Origin of the sequence: Ensifer sp. MJa1, assembly GCF_037026475.1 — a bacterium.
Taxonomy (GTDB): Bacteria; Pseudomonadota; Alphaproteobacteria; order Rhizobiales; family Rhizobiaceae; genus Ensifer.
On record NZ_JAKUMO010000003.1, the window covers coordinates 290378 to 314278 of the forward strand.

The window sequence follows — 23901 nt, forward strand, 5'->3', positions numbered from 1 at the left end:
CATCGTCTCGTTGAGACGGTGAAATCCCCTTTTCGGGATGGCCAAACTCCCGGGCGATGACCGTTTCAAACCTCTCGCTGATCGCTCGGAACAGGCGATCTCGCGGTGAAGGCAAACCACCGTGTCGGAACGGTGAAGTCTTTGCGCCTTTTCGCAAAATCGGATTCGATTTGCGCGCAAAGTTGTGCAACGTTTCGGTTTGTGACGGCGCGAGGGCGCGCTGTCGGGCGTATGGTCAAACGTCGCGCGCGCAACTGGACGGCCTCGGAGGCAGCAATGACACGATCGGTTTTTCGGTTCCTGTCGCGGCAGCCGGAGACGATCGAGATCGCCGATCAGAACTACCTGTTGCGCCTGCCCCGATACGCCGATTATCGTCAGTGGTACCAGCTGCGCAGCGAAAGCCGGACCTTCCTGGAACCGTGGGAGCCGACCTGGCGCGCCGATGAAATGACCGAAGGCGCCTTTCGAAGCCGGGTCATCCGCAACGAGCAGGAATATGCCTCCGGCCAGGCCGTGCCGCTCTTCCTTTTCCACAAGCCAGGCGAGACGCTGCTTGGCGGCCTGACGATCGGTCACATTCGCCGCGGCGCCGGGCAGAACTGCATGATCGGTTACTGGATGGGCGAGCGGCACGCCGGGCGCGGGCATATGTATGCAGCCCTGAAGCTCGCGATCCCCTACATCTTTTCGACCCTTGAGTTGCACCGTATTGAAGCAGCCTGTATTCCGGACAACTCAAGAAGCATCCGGCTCCTTGAAAAGGCCGGTTTTGAGCGTGAAGGCTACTTAAGACAGTACTTGAGAATCAACGGCCAGTGGCGGGACCACGTGCTCTTTTCTCTCCTGTCCGACGATGCCCTACCGAACAGGAATATGCCCCTTTGATGCCCCTAGTCCGCTCGCCCTTCGCATGGTCAGCCTCGAAGCTGGCAGCGTTTCTGATCACCTTCATGACGTTCCTATGCGCGCTTGGCGGATCGGCTCAGGCGCTTGAACCGGTGAAGATCTCGCGCGAGGACACGGCGCTCGACCTGACGGCAACGACGGAAATCTACAGCGGCCGAAATGAAGCGTTCCAGGTCTCGACCGCACCGGGCACGGACGGGATCGTGCGGCGTATCGAAGTGCGCTCCAGCAGCGAGGACCATCAGGGCGATTGGGCTGTGTTCGCGCTTGCCAACGTTTCTGCCGAACCGCTCGACCGCGTGATCGTCGCGCCGCATTTTCGGTTGGTGAATTCCAAGCTCTTCTGGCCGGACCTCGGCTCCAAGCGCATCCTATCGATCACGCCAAGTGAAGGCTTCGCGCTCAGCCGCGAGCCGAGCGACGAGGCCGACGTTTTCCGCATCACGCTGGCGCCCGGCGTCATCATCACCTTCGTCGCCGAACTCGCAACGCCTGAACTGCCGCAGATCTACCTCTGGGAGCCGGATTCCTACAAGGACACGGTCAACGCCTTTACGCTCTACCGTGGCATCGTGCTTGGCATTGCCGGTCTGCTCGCCGTGTTCCTGACGATCCTGTTCGTCGTCAAGGGCACCTCGATGCTGCCAGCCACGGCAGCCCTTGCCTGGGCGGTTCTTGCCTATATCTGCGTCGACTTCGGCTTCCTGTCGAAACTGATCAGCGTGACCGCCGGCGACGAGCGAATATGGCGAGCGGGCACCGAGGTCTTCCTGGCGGCGGGCCTCGTGATCTTCCTGTTCACCTATCTCAATCTCAACCGCTGGCACCAGCATCTCGGCTATGCGACGCTCGCCTGGATCCTCGGCCTTGGCCTGCTCTTCGGCGTCGCCGTCTATGATCCGGCGATCGCGTCCGGCATCGCGCGCCTGTCCTTTGCACTGACGGCGACCGTCGGGATCGTGCTGATCGCCTATCTCGGCTTCAATCGCTATGACCGGGCCATCCTGCTTGTGCCTGCCTGGCTGCTCATTCTGGTCTGGCTGTTCGGAGCATGGCTGACGGTAACCGGCCAGCTTGCCAACGACATCGTCCAGCCGGCGCTTGGCGGCGGTCTCGTGCTGATCGTGCTTTTGATCGGCTTCACCGTGATGCAGCATGCGGTTGCCGGCAGCGGCTACCAGCAGGGATTGTTTTCCGATCTTGAGCGCCAATCGCTCGCCCTCACCGGCTCGGGCGACACCGTCTGGGACTGGGATGTGGCGCGCGACCGGGTGGTGACGATCCCGGATATCTCGACGCAGCTCGGGCTGTCGCTTGGCAGCATGCACGGCCCATTGCGCAACTGGTTGCCGCGCCTGCATCCTGATGATCGCGACCGCTTCCGCGCGACGCTCGACGTTCTGCTCGAGCGACGCCGCGGAAAGCTCAACCATGAATTCCGGGTGCGCGCCGAGGATGGCCACTATCACTGGCTCGCCATCCGCGCCCGGCCGGTTCTCGGCGCCAACGGCGAAATCATCCGCTGCGTCGGCACGATCATCGACATCACCGAACAGCGCAATTCCGTCGAGCGCCTGTTGCACAATGCGCTGCTCGACAACCTGACGGGTCTTCCGAACCGACAGGTGTTCCTCGACCGGCTGCAGGCGATCCTGCTCATGGCCGACGGCAGCAATTCCGTTCGCCCGACGGTGCTTGCGATCGACATCGATCGCTACAAACAGGTCAACGATCTCCTGGGCATTGCCGCCGGCGACAACATCCTCATTGCGCTCACGCGCCGCCTGCGCCGGATCCTGCGGCCCCAGGACACGCTCGCCCGACTCGGCGGCGACCAGTTCGGGCTGATCCTGATGTCGGAGCGCGATCCGGCCAAGGTCGCCGATTTCGCCGACGCGGTGAGCAAGGCGATCATGGTGCCACTCAACTACGGCAACCGCGAAATCAACCTGACGGCGTCGATCGGCCTCGTCTCCTGGCTCGACCAGGAACAGAGCGCCGCTGGCCTCCTTGACGATGCCGAACTCGCCATGTTCCGCGCCAAGAAGGAAGGCGGCAATCGCGTCGAACCTTTCCGGCCAGCCTTCCGTACATCGGGATCGGACCGGTTGCAGCTTGAAGCCGATCTCAAGAAGGCGATCGAGCGCAAGGAACTTTCCCTCGTCTACCAGCCGATCGTGCGGCTGAACGATGCGGAAATTGCCGGCTTCGAGGCGCTGATGCGCTGGGATCACCCCAAGCGCGGCAATGTTTCGCCGACCGAATTCATCCCGATCGCCGAGAATTCCGACCTCATCAACCAGCTCGGAATGTTCGCCTTCGACAAGGCGACCAGCGACCTCACCGAGTGGCAGCTGCAGACTGGCGACCTGCCGATCTTCGTCTCGATCAACCTTTCGAGTGCGCAGCTGCTCAACAACGAGCTTTATGACGACGTGCGCGCCATCCTCGACAAGAACCATTGCGATCCGGCCAAGGTGAAGATGGAGCTGACGGAATCGCTGGTGATGGAAAATCCCGAGCAGGCCCGTCTCGTGCTCGAGAAGCTGAAGGAGGCCGGGCTCAAGCTGGCGCTCGACGACTTCGGAACCGGCCACTCGTCGCTCTCCTATCTCACCCGCTTCCCCTTCGACACGATCAAGATCGACAAGGCGCTGGTGCGGGACCCGAGCGACAAGCGCGGCATCCTGTTGCGCTCGGTAATCACCATGGCGCGTGAGCTCGACATGCAGGTGGTGGCCGAGGGCATCGAATCGGAAGATGACGCCATCCAGCTGTCGCAGATGGGTTGCGACTACGGCCAGAGCTTCCTCTTTGGTCCGCCGATTGGCTCGGAATCGATCCAGCGGCTGCTCAAGGAGCGCTTCCCGTTGATGAAGCGGGCATAGCACCACCCCCCGCACTCTCCGCAAAGCACCAAGAACGTGCGCCCGTCAGCGAAAAGCTACAGGCGCATCTTACAGCAGTGTCGGTTTGAGATCGGGCCCTTCAGGCGTGGCCCGCGTCCACGGAGAGCATGGCGGCCGAAACGCCCATCAATGCCAGCGCCCGGTCATATTTGTCGTCGAGCGACTTGTCGAAGATCAGTTCTTCACGCGCGGGCGACGTCAGCCAGCCGTTCTGGGCGATCTCCGCTTCGAGTTGGCCCGGACCCCAACCGGCATAGCCAAGCATCATGGTCGCCCGGACTGGCCCCTCGCCACGGGAAATGGCGCGGACGATATCGAGCGTCGCCGTCAGGCAGATATCGTCGCTGACGGGGATGCTGGAATCGCTCAGATAGTCGTCGGAATGGAGCACGAAGCCGCGTCCGGTTTCGACCGGGCCGCCCGCCTGGATCTGGAAATCTCGGGTGATCGGCGGAAGCCGGATGGCCTCGTCCTCATCGAGAATATCGAGGTGGAGCAGCACGTCCGGAAAAGTCAGTTGTTGCGGCCGGTTGAGCACGAAACCCATCGCGCCATCGTCGGAATGGGCACAGATGAAGATGACCGTCCGGGCAAAATTGGCGTCAAACATCCCGGGCATGGCGATCAGGAACTGACCGTCAAGAAAACCCCGCTCTCGCTTCTTTTGCGGCATCGGTGTCGGTTTCATGGGAACAGCCTATCAATTCGCCGCGAAATGAAAAGCGCCTCAGCGTCGCGGTCCGCAAATATTGCACGCACGGCGTTCACTTCGCCGTGTCCGATCAAGCGATTATGATCGTCACTTCTTTGGAGCGACTGGAGCCACATCGGCAAAAGCGATAATGCTTTCGGCATGTTCCAGTGCACCACATTCCAGAAGATGGGCCAGCTCATCGTCGCGGCAAGTCTCGTTTCGGCTTTTTTTCTCCCGACCGGCGCCAAGGCAGCCACCAGTGAGTGGGTCACTTCCCCCGGCGGCATGATCCGCCTGGTGGCGACCGCTCCTGAGGCGGACGGCACAATCCCGGCAGCGCTCGAAGTCAAGCTCAACCCCGGCTGGAAAACCTACTGGCGGGAACCGGGCGCAAGCGGCATCCCACCGCAGGTGACGCTCGATCCCGCCGGCGGCGTTGTTCTCGAAAAGATCGGCTTTCCGGTGCCAAAGACATTCGACGATGGGGTGGTGCGCTATGTCGGCTATGACCACTCCGTCGCCTTTCCGCTCACCTTGAAGCGGACCCAAGCTGCCGGCGACATCAACATCCGCGCCTCGGTGTTTCTCGGGATCTGCGAGGACATCTGCATCCCGGTCCAGGGCGAGCTTACCTTGGCGTTGAAGCAGGATGTCTTTGACAATCCGCTCGATGGCGCGCGCATCAATGACGCGATTGCCGCGCTTCCCGAAGCACCGTCCGCGGATTTCGCCGTCACGGCGAGCCGCTATGACGCCGACAGGGCGATGCTGCACGTCACCATGCGGCTGCCCGCTGGCAGCGGTGAGCCGGAGCTGTTTCTCGCCGGACCGACAGGCTTCGCCTTCGGCAAGCCGGATATCGTCGTCAAGGACGACCCCGACGTCAGCGCATCGGTCCCCGTTCGGCTCACCGGCAAGGAGAGGGAACTCAAGGGCAAGCCAATCGTTGTCACGATACGCGCTCGGGATCGCAGCATGGAGACAACCCTTGCCTTTGATTAGGGCGCCTCTATAGTCCGCCAAGTTCTCCGACGAGAGCGGAGAAATGCAGACGCAAGCAACGCAAGGAGAGTGCCGTGACCATTGCCGTCGGAGACAAGCTGCCAGCCGCAACCTTCAAGGAAAAGACCGCCGACGGTCCGGTGGAGATCACCACCGATCAGCTCTTCGCTGGCAAGCGCGTGGTGCTTTTTGCCGTTCCCGGTGCGTTTACGCCCACCTGCTCGCTCAACCATTTGCCCGGCTATCTCGAAAACCGCGACGCGATCCTCGCCCGCGGCATCGATGACATCGCCGTTGTTGCGGTGAACGATCTGCACGTCATGGGCGCCTGGGCGACCGCGTCGGGCGGCATGGGCAAGATCCACTTCCTCTCCGACTGGAACGCGACCTTCACCAAGGCGCTCGGTATGGACGTCGACCTCTCGGCCGGCACGCTCGGCATCCGCTCGAAGCGCTATTCGATGCTGGTGGAAGATGGCGTGGTGAAGTCGCTCAATCTCGAAGAAAGCCCGGGCCAGGCGACCGTTTCCGGTGCTGCGGCGATGCTCGAACAGCTCTGAGCGCAGACATAACTGCAATTGGAAACGGGCCTCATCGGCCCGTTTTTCATTTCACGAGAAGAGAGTCCGACCGGCGCCCCTTCTTGTAGGGCTCCATGCCCTTGCGGGCGAGCTCGTCGGCACGCTCGTTCTCCGGATGTCCGGCATGGCCCTTGACCCAGTGCCACGTCACCTTGTGGCGACGGTTCGCCTCGTCCAGCCGCTGCCAGAGCTCGCCGTTCTTCACCGGCTTCTTGTCCGCGGTCTTCCAGCCGTTCTTCTTCCAGCCGTGGATCCACTTGGAGATGCCGTCCATCACGTATTTGCTGTCGGTGTGCAGGTCGACCTCGCAGGCGCTCTTCAGCGCGTCGAGGGCCGAGATCGCCGCCAGCAGTTCCATGCGGTTGTTGGTCGTTTCCGCCTCACCACCGGAGAGCTCCTTTTCCACCTCGCCGTAACGCAGAACCGCGCCCCATCCGCCCGGCCCCGGATTGCCCGAGCAGGCACCATCGGTGAAGATATCGACATGTTTCATGCCCGGCCCTCGTCGCGGCGTAGGCCGTACTCAGCGCTCGAAGAGATCGCCCGGTGGAAGCGGATCTTGGTCAGGTATTCGAGCGGGTCCTTCTTGACGACGAGCGCGCCTGGAGGGGTCATCAGCCAGTCGTAGAGGCGGGTCAGGAAGAAGCGCAGCGCCGAGCCGCGGCACAGCAACGGCAAGGCTTCGACTTCGGCCGGCGTCAGCTTGCGCACGCTCTCATAGCCCGCAAGCATCGCCATGCCCTTGGTGATGTTGTAGGAGCCGTTCTTCTCGAAGCACCAGGAATTGAGGCAGACGGCAACGTCATAGGCGAGGTAGTCGTTGCAGGCGAAATAGAAGTCGATCAGGCCGGAAAGCTGGTCGCCGAGGAAGAAGACGTTGTCCGGGAAGAGATCGGCATGGATGACGCCCTCCGGCAGCGATTTCGGCCAATGGCGTTCGAGATGCTCGAGTTCGCTCGAGATCTCGTCCTTGAGGCCAAGCTGAACCTCGTCGGCGCGCGCCTCGGAGTTGACCCAGAGCGGCCGCCAGCCACCGACGGAAAGCGCATTGGCGCGCTTCAGCGCAAAACCCTCACCGGCCACATGCATGGCAGCAAGTGCCTTGCCCACTTCGTGGCAGTGCTTGGCTTCCGGCTTTCTCAGCCACATGCCCTCGAGGAACGAGATCACCGCGGCCGGGCGACCGGAGAGTTCGCCGAGCAGTTGGCCGTCAGCGCGCGGCAGCGGCAGCGGGCACGACAGGCCGCGCTCGGCCAGGTGATGCATCAGCCCCAGGAAAAACGGCAGGTCGTCGGCATTCACGCGCTTCTCGTAGAGCGTGAGGATGTAGGAGCCTTTGGTGGTGTGCAGCAGGAAATTGGAGTTCTCGACGCCCTCGGCAATCCCCTTGTAGGAGGTCAACTGACCGACGTCATAGGCGGTGAGAAAACGGGAGAGGTCGTCTTCCGTGATATCGGTGTAAACTGCCAAGGATTTCCACTCTCAAGAAATGTGGGGCAAGAAAAACGGGTTACTCGCCGTTGACGAAGGCCATGTCGGCGGCGGTCAGCGGCACGTGACGGATCTCGCGGTTGACGAGGAAGTTCTCGTTTTCCTCGACGGTGTCGGCGAGTTCCACGGTTGCCTGGTAGCGCTCACGGAACGCCTCGATGATTTCGTTGACGATCACTTCGGGCGCCGAAGCTCCAGCCGACAGGCCCACGATAGAGATGTCGCCAATCTCGTCCCAGTCGATTTCCGACGCGCGCTGGACCAGCACGGACTTCTTCGCCCCGGCCTTCAAGGCGACTTCGACGAGACGCTTGGAGTTGGACGAATTCGGCGCGCCGACGACGAGGAACAGATCGCAGCCGGGGGCTGCCTGCTTTACCGCCTCCTGGCGGTTGGTGGTGGCATAGCAGATTGAATCAGCGGCCGGCGCCGTCAGGTTGGGGAAGCGTTCGTGCAGCCGCTTGATGACACCGGCGGTATCATCAACCGACAGCGTCGTCTGGGTGACGAAGCCGAGATTGTCCGGGTCGACCGGTTGGTAGACGTCGGCGTCCTCGACGGTCTCGACCAGCGAGACCGCACCTTCCGGCAGCTGTCCCATGGTGCCGATCACTTCCGGATGGCCGGCATGGCCGATCAAGACGACATGGCGGCCGAGGCGATGGTGGCGCATCGCCTGCTTGTGCACCTTGGAGACCAGCGGACAGGTGGCATCGAGATAGAAGAGGTTGCGGGCATCCGCATCCGCAGGCACCGATTTCGGCACGCCGTGCGCGGAAAAGACCACCGGCTGCTTGCGGTGTTCCGGCGGGATCTCGTCGAGTTCCTCGACGAAGATCGCGCCCTTGGCTTCGAGCCCCTCGACCACGTAGCGGTTGTGCACGATCTCGTGACGAACATAGACCGGCGCGCCGAACTCCTTCAGCGCCAGGACGACGATCTGGATCGCCCGGTCGACGCCGGCGCAGAAGCCGCGCGGACCGCAGAGGCGAATGGTGATCGGGGATTTTGCTGCCGCTGAAGATGCCATGGATCAGGATGCCAATAGAAGGAAAACGAGTGCCGCGATCGCCGGGCCACCCTGGATCAACAGGATCCGCGGCTTGACCGACCACGCGCCATATATAGCGGCAACGACCACGCACACAAGGAAGAACACCTTCAGCTGGAAGGCAAAGGACGGTTCCAACTGCAGCAGCGACCAGAACAAGCCAGCGGCGAGGAAGCCGTTGTAGAGCCCCTGGTTGGCGGCGAGCACGCGCGTCGTTTCTGCCTGCTCCGGAGTCATGCGAAACACGGCCCGTCCCTTCGGCCCGGTCCACAGGAACATTTCCAGCACCAGAAAGCCGATATGCAGCAAGCCGGTCAAAGCAATCAGTGTGTTTGCAATGATCGTCATAATTGCTCCCACCGCCGTTCGTCAAACACGGTTAGCATGACGGCAAACGCGCGGCTATCGCCCGCGCCGCACTGCATAGATGCCGCTGATCAACACCAGAGCCGCTGCCAGCCCATACCAGGTCAGCGCATATTGCAGGTGGTTGTTGGGCAGATCGAACTGGGTGACACCGCCAACCGGCAGACCGCCCGGATTGGGCGTCGCATCGGCATCGACGAACAGCGGCACGACCTTGTCGGCGGGAAGGCCGACCGAAGACGCCATCGTGTCGAGATCCTTCCAGTAGAAGATGTTCTTGGCGAGGTCGTTGTCCGGAACGAGAGACGACGGCTTTCCGTCAAGCTTCGGCCTTGCAACACCATGAACGCCGACGAAGGCCCGAAGTTCTCCGGCAAGCCGGGTCGCGGCATCCTTCTGTTCGAACGGCACGAAACCGCGATTGACGAAGAGCAAGCGGCCGTCGTCCAGCGTCAGCGGCGTGAAGACATAGTAGCCGGTGCGGCCATTGAACGTCGCGAAGAAATGCCGCTCCTTGCTGTGGTCGAACCCGCCGGTCACCGAAACCGTGCGGTAGTCGATGTCGCCACCATCAGCGAGGATCTTCTCGATCTCGGCAAGCGTCGCCGGTGGCGCAGACCTGCGCTCGGCCATGGCCGAAAGCAAGCCTTCCTTCCAGTACAGCCGCTGCATCTGCCAGGTACCGAGCGAGACGAGAATGGCAAATGTCGCGACCAGCAGAAGCAACGTGCCGATGCGGCCGATCAGGCCACTCTTTTTGCTGGTCGCGATCTCAGCCACGGTCGATCTCGCCGGGACGCGCATTGTTGCGGTATTGCAAGTTGATCAGGATGCCCTTGAGCATCCGCGTCAGGCCGAGGCTGAAGATCACCGCAAGCGGGATCCACAAGATGAAATGCAGCCAGAGCGGCGGGTTGAAGTTGACCTCCGCCCAAAGCGCCGCGCCGACGACAATGAAGCCGACGATCAGGATCACGAACACTACAGGGCCGTCGCCGGCATCGGCGAACTTGTAGTCGAGATCACAGCTTGCGCAGGCGGGCTTGACCTTCAAAAACCCATCGAAAAGCTTGCCCTGGCCGCAGCGCGGGCAAAGCCCCTTGATCCCGGTCATCACCGGGTCAACCGGCGGGAAATGTGCCTTGTCTTCACTCACGGCTTTATCTCGATTGGCGTGCTGTTGGGCACCAGGGCCCAGATTTCTTCCATTTCGGCATTGGTAACGGCAATGCAGCCATTCGTCCAATCGAAGCGCTGCGTCAAAAAGGCCAGCCAGCCGAAATAACTGGGCTGGCCATGGATCATGATCATGCCACCCGGCGAGACACCGTTCGCGGCAGCGGCAGACACATCGGCCGGAGCCGGATAGGAGACGTGGATGGACTTGTAGTAACCGCTGCCGGGATTGCGCCAGTCGAGAGAATAAAGCCCCTCCGGCGTCCTCTGGTCGCCCTCCTGACGCTTGTGACCGATGGGGTTGCCGCCGAGCGCGACCGTGTATTCACGGATCACCTGGTCACCTTGGAAGAACTGCAACAGCCGCCGCTCCTTGTGCACGACAACCCTGTCCGCGCTATCGGCCGCCACGGCGGGCAAACCGCCCGACACCACAAGCGCCGCCGCCACCAAGGCCAACCTCATTCCCGTTCCTCCTCAAACCGCTCTGCGGCCACACCACCAATAGAACAAGGCGGCTGCATGGCTGCAACCGCCTTGTTCGAAAGATCTAGATGCTGCGAACTTAGCCGTGAGCGATCGGTGCGCCCCAGCTTCCCCAGATGTAGATGGAGAAGAACAGGAACAGCCAGACGACGTCAACGAAGTGCCAGTACCAGGCAGCTGCCTCGAAGCCGAAGTGCTGCTTGGGCGTGAAGTCGCCGCGGAGCGCACGGAACAGGCAGACGAGCAGGAAGATGGTGCCGACCAGAACGTGGAAGCCGTGGAAGCCGGTCGCCATGAAGAAGGTGGCGCCGTAGATCGAGTCCTTGAAGGCGAAGGGTGCGTGCGCGTATTCGTAGCCCTGGACGAAGGAGAACAGCACGCCGAGCACCACCGTCAGCGTCAGGCCGTTGATCAGGCCCTTGCGGTCGTTGTGCAGCAGCGCGTGGTGCGCCCAGGTGACCGTCGTGCCCGACAAAAGCAGGATGACGGTGTTGTAGAGCGGCAGGTGCCACGGATCGAGCACTTCGATGCCCTTCGGCGGCCAGACACCACCGGTGAAGGTAGCGCGGGTTGCCTGGATGGCTTCGCCCGGGAACAGGCTCGCGTCGAAGAAGGCCCAGAACCAGGCGACGAAGAACATCACTTCCGAAGCGATGAACATGATCATGCCATAGCGCAGGTGCAGCGACACGACGCGCGTGTGGTGACCCTCATGGGCTTCCTTCACCGTGTCCGACCACCAGCCGAACATGGTGTAGAGCACGATGATGAGGCCCGCGAGCAGGATCCAGACGTTGGCAAGCTCGAGGCCGAAGATCTTCAGCGAGCTGCCCGACAGATAGCGCATGTAGCAGATGCCGCCGAACGCCATGACGAAGGCGCCGATCGAGGCAAGCAACGGCCAGGGGCTCGGGTCGATGATGTGGTAGTCGTGATTCTTCTGATGCGCACCGGCCATGTCAGTAATCCCCGATATGTCTCTCTCTTGTCGCCTTTCCGGCATAGCCGAAAAGGACCTCCAGTCAAAGTTTGTTCTCTTCCGTCTTCACCTGCGCCACCGGCTTTGACGGTTCGCGCGGATAGAAGGTGTAGGAAAGCGTCAGCGTCTTGATGTCCTTCGTCTCCACCGCCTTGACGATCTCCGGATCGACGAAGAATACCACCGGCATCTCCATCTCCTCTCCCGGCTGCAGCGTCGTCTCGGTGAAGCAGAAGCACTGCACCTTGTTGAAATAGGCGCCCGCCTGCATCGGCGTGACATTGAAGGTCGCCTGGCCGGTCGTCGGCTTCGACGACAGGTTCTTCGCCTTGTACATCACCTGCACGGTCTCGCCGATGCGGATGTCGATGTCGCGTTGGACCGGCTTGAACTCCCAGGGCAGGCCACCCGAGGTGTTGGCGTCGAAGGTGACCTTCACCTTCTCGTCCAGGATCACATCGGACGCCTGCTCGACGCGCTGCGTCGTGCCGTTATAGCCGGTGACGCGGCAGAACATGTCATAGAGCGGCACCGCCGCATAGGCCATTCCGACCATGCCGGCAACGAAGGCGAGGCAGGTGCCGACGACGACGCCGTTGGAGCGCGGCTTGTTGCTGGTTTCCTTAGAATTCGTCATGCCCGCCTGCCTCAGTTGACCATGCCGTTGCCGAACTTGATCAGCGTGACGATGTAGAACAGGACGACGAGGCCGAAGAGGACGAAGCCGAGCGCAATGTTGCGGCCGCGGCGCGACTTCTTCTGGGCTTCAGTGAGCTTGACGGTTTCCATCAGGCAATACTCCCGGCGTTCAGCCAGATATTGACGATCAGGTGATCCGCCATCAGGGCGGAGAAGATCACGAACAGGTACATAATCGAGAAGGCAAACAGCTTCTTGGCCGGCAGCATGCGCTCGTCCGTCTCAGGCATGCGCAGCACGCCGATCGAGTACCAGATGAAGCCGAGGCCGAGGGCCGTTGCGAAGATGCCGTAACCGATGCTCGCGAAACCGAGCAAGGTGGGACAGATGCCGATGAGCGCGGTCAAGACGGCGTAGATGACGATCTGCTTCTTGGTGGTCGCCTGGCCGCAGACGTTCGGCATCATCGGCACGCCGACGGCGCCGTAGTCGCCCATCTTGAAGAGGGCCAACGCCCAGAAATGCGCCGGTGTCCACAGGAAGGTGATCAGGAACAGCACGATGCTTTCGATCGAGACGGCGCCGGTGACGCAGGCCCATCCGATCATCGGCGGGAAAGCACCAGCCGCACCGCCGATGACGATGTTCTGCGGCGTCGAGCGCTTCAGCCACATCGTGTAGATGACCACGTAGAAGAAGATGGTGAAGGCGAGCAACCCGGCTGCGAGCCAATTGACGGCGAGCCCGAGGATGATCACGGAAAAGGCGGACAGCGTCAGCCCGAAGGCCAGCGCTTCCTGCGGCAGGATCTTGCCTGCCGGGATCGGGCGCTTGGCGGTACGGCTCATGACCGCGTCGATATCGGCGTCATACCACATGTTGAGCGCGCCGGAGGCGCCGGCGCCAACAGCGATGCAGAGGATGGCGATGAAACCGATGAAGGGATTGATATGGCCCGGCGCGAGCACCAGGCCGGCAAAGGCCGTGAAGACGACGAGGGACATGACACGCGGCTTCAGGAGCTCGAAGTAATCGCGCGCAGAGGCCTCGGACAGGCGCGCCACGCCTTCCATGCCGACTGCTTCGTGATTGTCGATGACCGTCATGTCCTGTTCCTGCTTTCGTCCCGGCCGCGACGGCCGTGTGTCGCCGGTTTCCCGGCGGGGTGAAGCCGCCGGAACCGGCGGCTTCTGTTCGTTGCCAGTCACTTGATGCGCGGGAGCTGTTCCCACTGGTGGAACGGCGGCGGCGAAGACAGCTGCCATTCCAGAGTGTTCGCGCCCTCGCCCCACGGATTGTCGCCTGCGACGCGCTTCTTGGCGAAGGCTTCGAAGACGCCGAAGAGGAAGATCAGAACGCCGACGGCTGCGATGTAGGAGCCGTAGGACGAAACCATGTTCCAGCCGGCATAGGCATCCGGATAGTCGATGTAGCGGCGCGGCATACCGGCAAGGCCGAGGAAATGCTGCGGGAAGAAGACCAGGTTCACGCCGATGAACATGACCCAGAAGTGCAGCTTGCCGACGAACTCGGAGTACATGTAGCCGGTCATCTTCGGGAACCAGTAGTACCAGGCAGCGAAGATCGCGAACACGGCGCCGAGCGACAGAACGTAGTGGAAGTGAGCAACCACGTAGTAGGTGTCGTGCAGCGAGCGGTCGAGGCCGGCGTTGGCGAGCTGAACGCCCGTGACGCCACCGACGGTGAACAGGAAGATGAAGCCGATTGCCCAGACCATCGGGGTTGTGAAGCGGATCGAGCCACCCCACATCGTCGCGATCCACGAGAAGATCTTAACGCCGGTCGGGACAGCGATAACCATCGTCGCGAAGACGAAGTAGCGCTGCGTGTCGAGCGACATGCCGACGGTGTACATGTGGTGCGCCCACACGATGAAGCCGACGGCGCCGATCGCGACCATGGCGTAGGCCATGCCGAGGTAACCGAAGATCGGCTTGCGCGAGAAGGTGGAGACGATGTGGCTGACAATGCCGAAGCCCGGCAGGATCAGGATGTACACTTCCGGGTGACCGAAGAACCAGAACAGGTGCTGGAACAGGATCGGGTCGCCGCCGCCTTCAGGTGCGAAGAAGGCCGTGCCGAAGTTGCGGTCGGTGAGCAGCATGGTGATGCCGCCTGCCAGAACCGGCAGCGAGAGCAGAAGCAGGAAGGCGGTGATCAGAACCGACCAGGCAAACAGCGGCATCTTGTGCAGCGTCATGCCCGGAGCGCGCATGTTCAGGATCGTGGTGATGAAGTTGATCGCACCGAGGATCGACGACGCACCGGCAATGTGCAGGCCGAGGATGACGAAGTCCATCGCCGGCCCTGGCATGCCCGATGTCGAGAATGGGGGATAGATCGTCCACCCGCCCCCTGCACCGTACGCACCCGCCGGGCCTTCGACGAACATCGACAGCAGCACCAGCAGGAAGGCCGGAATGATCAGCCAGAAGGAAATGTTGTTCATGCGCGGGAAAGCCATGTCCGGCGCACCGATCATGATCGGCACCATCCAGTTGGCAAAACCGCCGATCAGCGCCGGCATGACCATGAAGAAGATCATGATGAGCGCGTGCGCGGTCGTGAACACGTTGAACATGTGCTTGCCGCCGTCGATGGCAGCGTCGCCCTCGAAGCCGTAAACCATCTGCGCCAGACCGTGGAAGATCTGGATGCCCGGCTCCTGCAGTTCGGCGCGCATGAAGATCGACAGCGTGCCGCCGATGATGCCCGCGAAAATCGCGAAGATCAGGTAGAGCGTGCCGATGTCCTTGTGGTTGGTCGACAGGAACCAGCGCTGGAAGAAGCTCAGCGGCTTGTGCGCGTGGTCTGCGTGGCCATGATCGGAGTGATCATGGCGTTGATCGTGATGAACGGCTGTTCCAGCCATGGGTCGAGCTCCCCTTCCGATTACTGTGCGGCGTTAGCGGCGACGTCGACGGTCTTTGCCGCGTCGATGGACGCCATGAGCGCCTTGTTCGCATCGCCGATGTTCGTAGCGGCGGCTGCGAGCCAGGTGTCGTATTTTTCCTGCGAAACCACGCGGATGGCGATCGGCATGTAAGCGTGGTCCTTACCGCAGAGCTCGGAACACTGGCCGTAGTAGAGACCTTCGCGATCAGCCTTGAACCAGGTTTCGTTCAGGCGACCGGGAACGGCATCGATCTTCACGCCGAAGGCGGGCATTGCGAAGGCGTGGATCACGTCAGCGGCAGTGACGAGGACACGAACCGTCTTGCCGACAGGAACAACGACTTCGTTGTCGACGGCGAGCAGGCGCGGATATTCCTTCTTGTCTTCCTTGCCGAGGGCGGCGCGGTCTTCTTCCTTCATCAGCAGGCTGTCGAAGGTGAGCGGGCTTTCGCCGACTTCATACTCATAGGACCAGTACCACTGATTGCCCGTCGCCTTGACCGTCAGGTCAGGATTGGCCGGCGGCGTCAGCTGCGCGGTCAGGAGCTGGAAGGACGGAATGGCAAGGAAGAGCAGAATGATGACCGGACCGACGGTCCAGACAACTTCGATCGCGGTGTTGTGGCTGGTCTTGGAAGGAACCGGGTTGGCGCCCTCGCGGAACTTCACCACGACGATGATCAAGAGGAGGAGAACGAAGAGAGTAATCGGGATGATGAACCACAGGGTATAATGCTCAAACCACGTGATTTCTTCCATGATGCCCGTCGCGGCCGTCTGAAGATTCGTCTGCCATTCGACAGGCTTGTCAGCAAAGGCGCTAGAAGCAAAAAGCAGACAGGCAAGCGCTGCCAGAACTGCATAAGCCTTGTTTTTCACAATGTGTCTCCCCAATGCGCTTGATCAGGATCAAACCGGAACGCAGAATCCCTGCGATACTGCTGCGCTTCAAACCACAGTTTGTCCGATGCCGCAACATCTGACCAATCAACCCTATGCGGCATTTTTGCACAAACGCTGCTTTTCACACAGGCACCCCTTAGAAGCCGTCGCGAATCGACTTATATGGCGTCTTCTGCGCCCTGAGCGGCGCGATTGCACGTTGCATGCCAGGCAACGCACAGGAAGGGGTGTTTAACCCGCCCAATTTCCGCCATATGGCGCTGGAATGTGCCCCGCAGGGCTTTTCATTTATTCCTGCGCGCTTCAAGAATAGCCCTGATGATTCGACGTTTTGAGGTTTACATGGGCCTGCCCCTCTTTTCCCGACTGTCGGCCTTCGCCGCCTTCGGCCTTGCCGTCCTCGCTATGCCCGCCCAGAGCCTGGCCCAGCAGCCAGCCGGCGCGCCCGGCACGGTCAAGTCCAATCATGGCGCGTGGTCGATCGTCTGCGATCAGCCGCCGGGGGCCTCCGCCAATCAATGCGCGCTGATGCAAAACGTGATTGCCGAAGACCGGCCGGAAGTCGGCCTCTCGGTTGTCGTCTTGAAGACGGCCGACCGCAAGGCGAAGATCCTGCGCGTGCTGGCCCCGCTCGGCGTTCTCCTGCCCAACGGCCTCGGCCTCAATGTCGACGGCAAGGATATCGGCCGCGCCTATTTCGTGCGCTGCTTCTCTGACGGCTGCTATGCCGAAGTGGTGCTCGAGGACGAATTGCTGAAGACTTTCCGCTCCGGCGCGACGGCAACCTTCATCGTCTTCCAGTCGCCGGAAGAAGGCATCGGCATTCCGGTCGACCTCAAGGGCTTCGGCGAAGGCTACGACGCGCTGCCCTGATCGGCTGCGAGATCTCCGGAACGACAGGAGCCGCGCCTTGCGCGTCGTGCCTTGCGCGGCTTTTTTGTTGGCACCTGCCGGCCCAAAGGACAAAGCCCGGATCGCAGACCCGGGCTTTTCACTTTCAAGACGGTAGCGTCCTTGAGGCCTTAGATGATGTCGGTTCCCGCAATCTTGATGCCGAAGCCTTCGAGGCCGACATAGTGGCGCTCACGCGAGGCCAGCAGCCGAATGGAACTGATGCCGAGGTCCTTGAGGATCTGGGCGCCAAGGCCGATTTCCAGCCACTCGCTCTCGCGGGCCTGCGCCTCGTCATGCCCTTCGCGTTCGTGCTTGCCCTTACGGGCCGTCTGCGAAACGCCGACCCCAACCGATCCTTCGCGCAGGTAGACGATGACCCCCCTGCCCTCATCGGCGATGCGCTTCATGATGCGATCGATCTGGCAGTCCTTGCCGAAGACGTCGGCACCGACATTTTCAAGGTGCAGCCGGACCGGAATATCGACACCGTCGCGGATGTCGCCGAAGACGACGGCCAAGTGCTGCATCGGATCCCAGGGCAGAGAATAGGAATGGCCCTTGGCCGAACCATAGGGCGTTTCGATATCGAAGGAGCCGCCCTGTTCGATCAGCGTTTCCTTGCGCTGGCGATAGGCGATGAGGTCGGCGACCGACACCTGCTTCAGGCCATGGGTTTCGGCAAAGCTTGCCACCTGCGGACCGCGCATTACCGTGCCATCGTCGTTGACAAGTTCGCAGATGACGCCGATCGGCGGCAGGCTTGCAAGCTTGCAGAGGTCGACGGCGGCTTCGGTGTGACCCGAGCGCATGAGGACGCCACCTTCGCGCGCCACCAGCGGGAAGATATGACCGGGGCGGACGAAATCGGTCGGCCCGACATTGGGATTGGCGAGATTGCGCACCGTCAGGGTGCGGTCATCCGCCGAAATCCCCGTGGTCGTGCCATGCTTGAAATCGACGGAAACGGTAAATGCCGTAGTATGGGCGGAATCGTTCTCGGCGACCATGGCGTTGAGGTTCAGCCGCTTGGCCTCTTCGCGCGGCATCGGCGTGCAGACGATGCCTGACGTATGCCGCACGATGAAGGCCATCTTCTCCGGCGTGCAGTGCACCGCCGCGACGATCAGGTCGCCTTCGTTTTCGCGGCCGTCGTCGTCGGTTACGACGACGATCTCGCCGGCCTCGAAAGCGCGGATGGCATCGACGACACGCTTCTGATCATAGGACATGGTGTTCTTCCCGAATTGTCTGGGCCGCTTTACTTGGAGCAGGATTACTTGAGGCGGCCGGTCTGGCCGCGGTCACGCAGGTAGTGATCGGCGATCGTGCAGGCAAGCATCGCCTCGCCGATCGGCACGGCGCGGATGCCCACGCACGGATCATGACGCCCCTTGGTGCGCACGTCGACCTCGTTGCCATCGCTATCGACCGACCGCCGCTCTGTGAGGATCGACGAGGTCGGCTTGATGGCAAAACGCGCGATCACCGGTTCACCGGTGGCGATACCACCGAGAATGCCACCGGCATGGTTTGACAGGAACACGGGCTTGCCGTCAGCGCCGATGCGCATCTCGTCGGCGTTTTCCTCGCCGGTGATTTCGGCGGCGCCGAAACCATTGCCGATTTCGACGCCCTTGACAGCGTTGATCGACATCAGGTTGGAGGCAATGTCCTGGTCGAGCTTGGCATAGATCGGCGCGCCGATACCGGCCGGGACGCCTTCGGCGACCACCTCGACCACGGCGCCAATCGAGGATCCGGCCTTGCGGATACCGTCGAGATACTCTTCCCAGACCGGAACGATCTCGGGATCCGGCGCGAAGAACGGGTTGTTGTTTACCTCGGCCCAATCCCAGTTGGCACGGTTGATCTTGTGCTTGCCGATCTGGACGAGCGCGCCGCGCACTACGAGGCCCGGAACGACCTTGCGGGCGACGCCGCCGGCGGCCACGCGTGCCGCCGTCTCGCGCGCGGACGAACGTCCGCCACCGCGATAATCGCGGATGCCGTACTTCAGATCATAGGTATAGTCGGCATGACCGGGGCGGTACCGCTTGGCAATCTCGGAGTAATCCTTCGAACGCTGGTCGGTGTTTTCGATCAGCATGGAGATCGGCGTGCCGGTCGAGATCATCGTCTCGCCGTCCTCGTCGAACATGACGCCGGAGAGAACCTTGACGAGATCATCCTCGCGGCGCTGCGTCACGAAGCGCGACTGGCCGGGCTTGCGCTTGTCAAGCCAGCCCTGGAGCTCGGCGAGCGTGAAGCGAATGCCGGGCGGGCAGCCATCGACGACGCAGCCAAGCGCCGGCCCGTGGCTCTCGCCCCAGGTGGTGACGCGGAAGAGATGACCGAAAGTGTTATGCGACATGAAGGCTACCGGACCTTAAGCAAGCAACATCCGTACGTTTTGCAACGTCGATGCCCTCTCTTAGTGGAAAGCCGCTGAAGGGGAAAGACTTTTACGCCGTGCGACGGCGCTTGTGTCACGAGGCGAGCCGCAGGCCGCGATCGGTTGCGAAGGCAAGGAACCTGTCGGCACTCAGCGGCTTGGAGAAGGCGTAGCCCTGCAGCACGTCGCAGCCGAGAATGCCCAGCATCTCGGCATGGGCCATTGTTTCCACGCCTTCAGCGACCGTTTCGATGTTGAGCGACCGGGCAATGTCGATGATCGAGCGGATCAGCGCCTGTTCCCGCCGTGCGCTCAGGACCGGGACGACGAGCTGACGATCGATCTTCAGCCGCTTCGGCTTGATCTTCAGCAGACTGACGATCGAGGTATGGCCGGTGCCGAAATCGTCGAGTTCGATGTCGATGCCGAGTTTCTTGATACCGTCGATATTGGCGACGACGACATCGTCGCTTTCGTCGAGGAAGATCGATTCCACCAGCTCGAAGCAGATCTGGCCGGGCGCGATGCTCAAGCCTTCGAGCGAGGCGAGCAGGTCATCGTCCTGTAGTCGTTTGGCCGAGACATTGACCGAGATCTTCGGAACCCTGACGCCGGCAGCAGCCCACCGCATCTGATCGGCCAGGGACTTTTCGAGCACGAGCCGGTCGAGCATCGCCGTCACGTTGAGTTCATCGGCGATGCCAAGAAAACGGTCCGGCGTCAGGATGCCTTCACGCGGATGCCGCCAGCGCACCAGGGCCTCGACGCCGCACAGCGCCAGCGTCGTGGCGTCGAACTGTGGCTGATACCAGGGCTCGAACTCATCCCGTTCGATGCCTTCGAGGATTTCGTCGGCGATGCGCTTGGCGGTGACGACTTCGGCCTGCAGCACTTCCGTGAAGAACTGGTAGCGGTTCCGACCGGCTTCCTTGGCGCGATAGAGCGCAATGTCGGCATTGACCAGCAGCTTGCGCGCGTCGATTTCCGAACCTCGCCCGATGGCCACGCCGATGCTGACGCCGAAGCGGCAGGGAAAGCCGTTGTAGTCGACCGGCTGCCGCATTGCGGCGATGATCCGGTCGCAACGCGCCGCGAGCGCCGCCTCCCCGGGCGCGCCAGTGACCGCGACGACGAACTCATCACCGCCGATGCGGGCAATGATGTCGCCTGGCGAGGTGTTGACCCTGAGGATCTCGGCGGCGTGGATCAGCATGGCGTCGCCGGCCGCATGGCCGAGCGTGTCGTTGATCTGCTTGAACCGGTCGAGATCGATATGGAGGATGGCGATGTCATCGCTGCCGGCGGCCATCGTCAGGCGCTCAAGCGCCTTGTCGAGCATGCGGCGATTGCCGAGCCCAGTCAGCGGATCGTGCAGCGCATTGTGCTCGATGCGGACCCGCGCCTGTTCCAGTTCGGCGTTCTTGGCGTCCGCCATCGCCTTGGCGGCCCGCAACTGCTCTGTCATCAGCACGTCATCGGTAACGTCGAGCGCCATGCCCACGAATTTCTGCGCGCCATCCGGCGCCACATGGAGTTTACCCACCGAACGGATGTGGCGGACGTTCCCCGTCGCCAGCACCACGCGCGCCTGATGGACATAGGTTTCATCGGCCGCGATGGCGCGGTTGACGGCCTCCAGGGCCGGTTGCCGGTCATCCGGATGAAGCGTGGTAAGCCATGTCTCTTCGTTGGTGGCGCCGTCGGTATAGACCAGCCCGTAGAGCTGATGCATGCGCTCGTCCCAATAGGCGACATTGTTGTCGAGATCCGCTTCCCACATGCCGCAGCGATAGGAATCAAGCGCGAGATCGAGCCGGCGCGACAGGAGCTCGAGTTCCTGCTCCCGCTCGTAAAGGCCCTTCAGCGCCTGCTCGAGTTCGAGATTCTGCTGGTCGACCTGTGCCTTGGCTGTGCCCAGCCGCTCGTTCTTCAGCGCATCGTCGCTGACGTCCCAACTGATGCCCGTCACTTTTGCGCGACCATCGGCACCGCGATGGCTCGATCCGACGTTGCGGATGTGGCGCAGGGTGCCGTCCGCAAGAACGACGCGATACTGCGAGCGATACTCCAACCCGTCATCGAGACTGCGGAAAAGCGCGGTCGCGGCAATGCCGATATCATCGGGATGAACCGTCGCGCGCCACTCCTCGTAAGTCGGCTCGTCCAGGTGAGCCTCAAGTCCGTGCAGATGGAACATCCGGTCGTCCCAGGAGCGCTGCTGTGTCTCGACATCGATCTCCCAGATCCCGATCTTGGATGCATCGAGCGCAAGGTTCAGGCGGTGCGACAGCGTCATCAGCTCGCCCTCCCGCGCCTTCAATTTGGCGATGTTGCGTTGCCGTTCGTTGACGAGGCCGCCGGCAAGCAGGATCGGGATAACCACGATCGCTACCGACACAGCGATTGCCACATGGATGCTGCCGCTGTTTTGCGGAAGCTGGCCCCATCCGTCGACCGGCATGGCGGCGAGCTCCCAGGCGCCCCCGGCCAGGTCAAGCCGACGGGTCACAGGTGCCTTGCGAAACAGCGCGTCGTCGCCGAAAAAAGCGTCCTGAATGCGTTCCGGCTCGGAAATGTCACGGATCGCCAGAAGAACGTCGACGTGCCGGTGATCGGCGGCCAATTCCGGCATCTCTCCACCGGCCTCCAACAGGCGCGCCGACCGGTAGAGCGCCTTCTCGTCGATCATCGCCTCGACGTAACCCCAGCGCTCCATGCGCCCCTGGATCTTGGAGAAGACCGGCAAGAAAAGTTCGAAGCCATTTCGCCCGCTCGGCAGGCGAATGGGGCCGATCATCACCGGGCGCACGGTCGACGATGCGCGCTCGACGGCATGCCGTGTCGCGCCGAACTTGCTGAAATCGGTGCCAACGAACCACTGCTGGCTCTCGCGCGGGAAAGCGATCCGCACCACCCCGCCCGGTGCGGCCGACGCCCGGACCATCTGCGGGTTCTGCAGAAGCAGCTTGGTCGCCATGACGGTGAAATCATCAGGCGTCATCGCCGGGTGCACACCGATGCTGTTGGCAAAACCGTTCAGCGCCGCAATGTTGGTGTTTACCTCCGATTGCAGCCGGTTGGCGATCAGGTTCAGTTCGTTTTCGACGTCAATCTTCAGGTCGTTCTGGAAGTTTTCGCGGTTCTGCTGCTCATAGATGGTGCCGCCGGTGAAGACGACGATGCCGGCGATCGCCGCCGGTATGAGCGACGGTTTCGCAAGTCTGGCGGCCGCCCGAATGCGCTGGCGCAGAACGTCGATGATCTTCACATGCTTCCCCTCAATCCCCAACCGAAGGTAGCGAGCGAGTCTTAAGATTGGCTTTCGTCACAAATCCTTGGAAAACCCTATGATTCATGGGGATACCGGTCGGTCCCCTCGCCGACTTCAGCCCGCACCGGCTTGAAAAATACGGTGCCGCCAGCCAGTCTTTCCGCGTCGGCCAATCCACCAAAAAAACGGGGGTGCGCCGGCCAAAAGCCAAATCACAAGGCAATTTTTGCCACAATCGGGGATCAAAGGGATGACAAGAGTATTCGCAGAATCGTTGAAGAGGGCAAGTAGGATGCGTTTTGTCATTGCCGCGCTCATGGCCACAGCAAGCATGCTTTCGCCTTTGTCCGCCCTGGCCGAAAGCGCCGACGTGGAAGCTACCATTACGGGTGTCGACACGGACCGCCTCAGCCTCCAGCTCGATGACGGCAAGAGCTACCAGGCTCCGGAGGAATTCAACTTCGAAGGCCTGAAGGCCGGCGTGAAGGTTCTGGTCTTCTATACGGAAGTCGATGGAAAGCGGGTCATCAACGACCTCGAAATCGTACAGTAAGTCTCAGCCCGCTCTTCAGGCCGCAGCGCCGTTCCGGATGGAATGTTCGTTGTGGGAGCGTTGAGGACTGGGCTTTTGTTGCGGCCGTCAGATCCAGCCGATGGCATTTCCGGAAATTCGCAACAGGCGGTCCTGAGGGATCGCCGCCGTTGCAGCCTCTTCCGCTTCCATTTCCCCGAAAAGCTTGAACAGTGCCCGGATGACGCCGCCGTGGCTAACGCAGACGGTCGGTTTCGTTACATCCTTCAGCCAGGCAGCGATGCGCCAGGACAGAATCTCGTAGCTCTCGGCGTCCGGACCGGGCGGGATGAAATCCCACTTCACCGCGCGTCGCTCGGCAATGCGCTGCGGCGACGAGCGCTTCAGTTCGGGCAGCGTGTGCCCTTCCCAGTCGCCGAAGGAAACTTCCTTTAGCCGCTCGTCGGTGCGGTAAGCGCTGGGATCAAGCCCCATTGCCTGCCTTATGCGCTCCATGGTCTCGCGCGTGCGGCCAAGCGGGCTGGCGACAAAGTCGAAATGCGCGGCATCGGCACCGAGAATGCCTGATAGCGCCACGCCATTGCCGGTCGCCTGCTGGCGACCGAAATCGTTGAGAGGGATGTCCTTCTGCCCCTGGAGCCGGCTTTCGGCATTCCAGTCGGTCTGTCCGTGACGGATCACATAGATCAGCACAACATGTCTCCGGGCAG

At 61.8% G+C, this 23901-nt stretch carries 24 protein-coding genes; 6 read left to right on the forward strand and 18 right to left on the reverse strand.

The window, feature by feature from the left end; all coding sequences use genetic code 11:
* The first annotated feature begins 276 nt into the window (after nt 1–276).
* Together MKZ91_RS06565 and MKZ91_RS06570 are read left to right on the forward strand one after the other, a co-directional pair.
* A complete protein-coding gene (locus tag MKZ91_RS06565) occupies nt 277–888 on the forward strand; it encodes a GNAT family N-acetyltransferase (protein WP_336169222.1) in 612 nt (203 codons plus the stop codon).
* A complete protein-coding gene (locus MKZ91_RS06570; RefSeq protein WP_336169224.1) occupies nt 888–3797 on the forward strand; it encodes an EAL domain-containing protein in 2910 nt (969 codons plus the stop codon). Before MKZ91_RS06565 ends, MKZ91_RS06570 begins: the two co-directional genes overlap by 1 nt.
* A gap of 100 nt (nt 3798–3897) precedes the next feature.
* Here MKZ91_RS06570 and MKZ91_RS06575 read toward each other — a convergent pair whose 3' ends face one another.
* Nucleotides 3898–4506, reverse strand: a complete 609-nt coding sequence (locus MKZ91_RS06575) for a YqgE/AlgH family protein (protein ID WP_336169226.1) — start codon at nt 4504–4506, stop codon at nt 3898–3900.
* 165 nt (nt 4507–4671) lie between these two features.
* Between MKZ91_RS06575 and MKZ91_RS06580 the strand changes: the two genes are divergently transcribed.
* Together MKZ91_RS06580 and MKZ91_RS06585 are read left to right on the forward strand one after the other, a co-directional pair.
* A complete protein-coding gene (locus MKZ91_RS06580) occupies nt 4672–5514 on the forward strand; it encodes a protein-disulfide reductase DsbD domain-containing protein (RefSeq protein WP_336169228.1) in 843 nt (280 codons plus the stop codon).
* 74 nt (nt 5515–5588) lie between these two features.
* A complete protein-coding gene (locus tag MKZ91_RS06585; protein WP_336169230.1) occupies nt 5589–6074 on the forward strand; it encodes a peroxiredoxin in 486 nt (161 codons plus the stop codon).
* 46 nt (nt 6075–6120) lie between these two features.
* On the opposite strand, the gene rnhA is transcribed toward MKZ91_RS06585, so the two are convergent.
* From rnhA to coxB, 13 genes are all read right to left on the reverse strand, one after another.
* Nucleotides 6121–6588, reverse strand: coding sequence for a ribonuclease HI (rnhA, locus tag MKZ91_RS06590; RefSeq protein WP_113537975.1), 468 nt, complete (start codon nt 6586–6588; stop codon nt 6121–6123).
* Nucleotides 6585–7565, reverse strand: a complete 981-nt coding sequence (locus MKZ91_RS06595) for a homoserine kinase (protein WP_336169235.1) — start codon at nt 7563–7565, stop codon at nt 6585–6587. Before MKZ91_RS06595 ends, rnhA begins: the two co-directional genes overlap by 4 nt.
* 40 nt (nt 7566–7605) lie before the next feature.
* Nucleotides 7606–8616, reverse strand: coding sequence for a 4-hydroxy-3-methylbut-2-enyl diphosphate reductase (ispH, locus tag MKZ91_RS06600; protein WP_336169237.1), 1011 nt, complete (start codon nt 8614–8616; stop codon nt 7606–7608).
* Nucleotides 8617–8619: 3 nt separating this feature from the next.
* Nucleotides 8620–8985, reverse strand: a complete 366-nt coding sequence (locus tag MKZ91_RS06605) for a DUF1304 domain-containing protein (protein ID WP_336169238.1) — start codon at nt 8983–8985, stop codon at nt 8620–8622.
* A 54-nt stretch (nt 8986–9039) separates the two neighbouring features.
* Nucleotides 9040–9807, reverse strand: coding sequence for an SURF1 family protein (locus tag MKZ91_RS06610; protein WP_336169240.1), 768 nt, complete (start codon nt 9805–9807; stop codon nt 9040–9042).
* Nucleotides 9776–10159, reverse strand: coding sequence for a DUF983 domain-containing protein (locus MKZ91_RS06615; RefSeq protein WP_034801241.1), 384 nt, complete (start codon nt 10157–10159; stop codon nt 9776–9778). The genes MKZ91_RS06610 and MKZ91_RS06615 overlap by 32 nt, the downstream gene beginning before the upstream one ends.
* On the reverse strand, nt 10156–10644 hold the full coding sequence (locus tag MKZ91_RS06620) for a L,D-transpeptidase family protein (protein ID WP_336169246.1): 489 nt from the start codon (nt 10642–10644) through the stop codon (nt 10156–10158). The genes MKZ91_RS06615 and MKZ91_RS06620 overlap by 4 nt, the downstream gene beginning before the upstream one ends.
* Before the next feature lie 100 nt (nt 10645–10744).
* The gene (locus tag MKZ91_RS06625) at nt 10745–11623 is read right to left on the reverse strand and encodes a cytochrome c oxidase subunit 3 (RefSeq protein ID WP_336169248.1); all 879 of its coding nucleotides are present in this window, start codon (nt 11621–11623) and stop codon (nt 10745–10747) included.
* Between the two features lie 64 nt (nt 11624–11687).
* Complete coding sequence (locus MKZ91_RS06630; protein WP_336169250.1) at nt 11688–12281, reverse strand: cytochrome c oxidase assembly protein; 594 nt, start codon at nt 12279–12281, stop codon at nt 11688–11690.
* 11 nt (nt 12282–12292) lie between these two features.
* Entirely contained in the window at nt 12293–12433 is a 141-nt protein-coding gene (locus MKZ91_RS06635) for a hypothetical protein (RefSeq protein ID WP_173515833.1), read from the reverse strand.
* Nucleotides 12433–13389 (reverse strand): heme o synthase, encoded by a 957-nt coding sequence (locus MKZ91_RS06640; RefSeq protein WP_336169253.1) that lies wholly within the window; start codon nt 13387–13389, stop codon nt 12433–12435. The genes MKZ91_RS06635 and MKZ91_RS06640 overlap by 1 nt, the downstream gene beginning before the upstream one ends.
* A gap of 98 nt (nt 13390–13487) precedes the next feature.
* Nucleotides 13488–15176 (reverse strand): cytochrome c oxidase subunit I, encoded by a 1689-nt coding sequence (gene ctaD, locus MKZ91_RS06645; protein WP_065776334.1) that lies wholly within the window; start codon nt 15174–15176, stop codon nt 13488–13490.
* Between the two features lie 20 nt (nt 15177–15196).
* Complete coding sequence (gene coxB, locus MKZ91_RS06650; RefSeq protein WP_336169257.1) at nt 15197–16078, reverse strand: cytochrome c oxidase subunit II; 882 nt, start codon at nt 16076–16078, stop codon at nt 15197–15199.
* Between the two features lie 366 nt (nt 16079–16444).
* Between coxB and MKZ91_RS06655 the strand changes: the two genes are divergently transcribed.
* Nucleotides 16445–16975 carry an invasion associated locus B family protein gene (locus MKZ91_RS06655; RefSeq protein ID WP_336169409.1) on the forward strand — a complete coding sequence of 177 codons (531 nt, stop codon included), beginning with the start codon at nt 16445–16447 and terminating at the stop codon, nt 16973–16975.
* Between the two features lie 149 nt (nt 16976–17124).
* Here MKZ91_RS06655 and ribB read toward each other — a convergent pair whose 3' ends face one another.
* From ribB to MKZ91_RS06670, 3 genes are all read right to left on the reverse strand, one after another.
* The gene (gene ribB / locus MKZ91_RS06660; protein WP_336169258.1) at nt 17125–18225 is read right to left on the reverse strand and encodes a 3,4-dihydroxy-2-butanone-4-phosphate synthase; all 1101 of its coding nucleotides are present in this window, start codon (nt 18223–18225) and stop codon (nt 17125–17127) included.
* Nucleotides 18226–18269: 44 nt separating this feature from the next.
* A complete protein-coding gene (gene aroC / locus MKZ91_RS06665) occupies nt 18270–19367 on the reverse strand; it encodes a chorismate synthase (RefSeq protein WP_336169260.1) in 1098 nt (365 codons plus the stop codon).
* A gap of 115 nt (nt 19368–19482) precedes the next feature.
* Nucleotides 19483–22656: a bifunctional diguanylate cyclase/phosphodiesterase gene (locus MKZ91_RS06670; RefSeq protein ID WP_336169262.1), complete on the reverse strand. Its 3174-nt coding sequence runs from the start codon at nt 22654–22656 to the stop codon at nt 19483–19485.
* A gap of 295 nt (nt 22657–22951) precedes the next feature.
* On the opposite strand from MKZ91_RS06670, the gene MKZ91_RS06675 reads away from it, so the two are divergent.
* The gene (locus MKZ91_RS06675) at nt 22952–23212 is read left to right on the forward strand and encodes a DUF1344 domain-containing protein (protein WP_336169264.1); all 261 of its coding nucleotides are present in this window, start codon (nt 22952–22954) and stop codon (nt 23210–23212) included.
* Nucleotides 23213–23299: 87 nt separating this feature from the next.
* Here MKZ91_RS06675 and MKZ91_RS06680 read toward each other — a convergent pair whose 3' ends face one another.
* The gene (locus MKZ91_RS06680) at nt 23300–23884 is read right to left on the reverse strand and encodes a histidine phosphatase family protein (protein WP_336169266.1); all 585 of its coding nucleotides are present in this window, start codon (nt 23882–23884) and stop codon (nt 23300–23302) included.
* Nucleotides 23885–23901 lie beyond the last annotated feature (17 nt).

Excerpts from the sequence above, each read along its gene's own strand:
- MKZ91_RS06655 (WP_336169409.1), top strand. The coding sequence starts at position 16,445 with ATGGGCCTGCCCCTCTTTTCCCGACTGTCGGCCTTCGCCGCCTTCGGC.
- ctaD (WP_065776334.1), bottom strand. The coding sequence starts at position 15,176 with ATGGCTGGAACAGCCGTTCATCACGATCAACGCCATGATCACTCCGAT.
- MKZ91_RS06580 (WP_336169228.1), top strand. The coding sequence starts at position 4,672 with ATGTTCCAGTGCACCACATTCCAGAAGATGGGCCAGCTCATCGTCGCG.
- MKZ91_RS06625 (WP_336169248.1), bottom strand. The coding sequence starts at position 11,623 with ATGGCCGGTGCGCATCAGAAGAATCACGACTACCACATCATCGACCCG.
- MKZ91_RS06640 (WP_336169253.1), bottom strand. The coding sequence starts at position 13,389 with ATGACGGTCATCGACAATCACGAAGCAGTCGGCATGGAAGGCGTGGCG.
- MKZ91_RS06570 (WP_336169224.1), top strand. The coding sequence starts at position 888 with ATGCCCCTAGTCCGCTCGCCCTTCGCATGGTCAGCCTCGAAGCTGGCA.
- ribB (WP_336169258.1), bottom strand. The coding sequence starts at position 18,225 with ATGTCCTATGATCAGAAGCGTGTCGTCGATGCCATCCGCGCTTTCGAG.
- MKZ91_RS06675 (WP_336169264.1), top strand. The coding sequence starts at position 22,952 with ATGCGTTTTGTCATTGCCGCGCTCATGGCCACAGCAAGCATGCTTTCG.
- MKZ91_RS06635 (WP_173515833.1), bottom strand. The coding sequence starts at position 12,433 with ATGGAAACCGTCAAGCTCACTGAAGCCCAGAAGAAGTCGCGCCGCGGC.
- MKZ91_RS06605 (WP_336169238.1), bottom strand. The coding sequence starts at position 8,985 with ATGACGATCATTGCAAACACACTGATTGCTTTGACCGGCTTGCTGCAT.
- rnhA (WP_113537975.1), bottom strand. The coding sequence starts at position 6,588 with ATGAAACATGTCGATATCTTCACCGATGGTGCCTGCTCGGGCAATCCG.
- MKZ91_RS06620 (WP_336169246.1), bottom strand. The coding sequence starts at position 10,644 with ATGAGGTTGGCCTTGGTGGCGGCGGCGCTTGTGGTGTCGGGCGGTTTG.
- MKZ91_RS06610 (WP_336169240.1), bottom strand. The coding sequence starts at position 9,807 with ATGCGCGTCCCGGCGAGATCGACCGTGGCTGAGATCGCGACCAGCAAA.
- MKZ91_RS06630 (WP_336169250.1), bottom strand. The coding sequence starts at position 12,281 with ATGACGAATTCTAAGGAAACCAGCAACAAGCCGCGCTCCAACGGCGTC.
- MKZ91_RS06575 (WP_336169226.1), bottom strand. The coding sequence starts at position 4,506 with ATGAAACCGACACCGATGCCGCAAAAGAAGCGAGAGCGGGGTTTTCTT.
- ispH (WP_336169237.1), bottom strand. The coding sequence starts at position 8,616 with ATGGCATCTTCAGCGGCAGCAAAATCCCCGATCACCATTCGCCTCTGC.
- aroC (WP_336169260.1), bottom strand. The coding sequence starts at position 19,367 with ATGTCGCATAACACTTTCGGTCATCTCTTCCGCGTCACCACCTGGGGC.
- MKZ91_RS06565 (WP_336169222.1), top strand. The coding sequence starts at position 277 with ATGACACGATCGGTTTTTCGGTTCCTGTCGCGGCAGCCGGAGACGATC.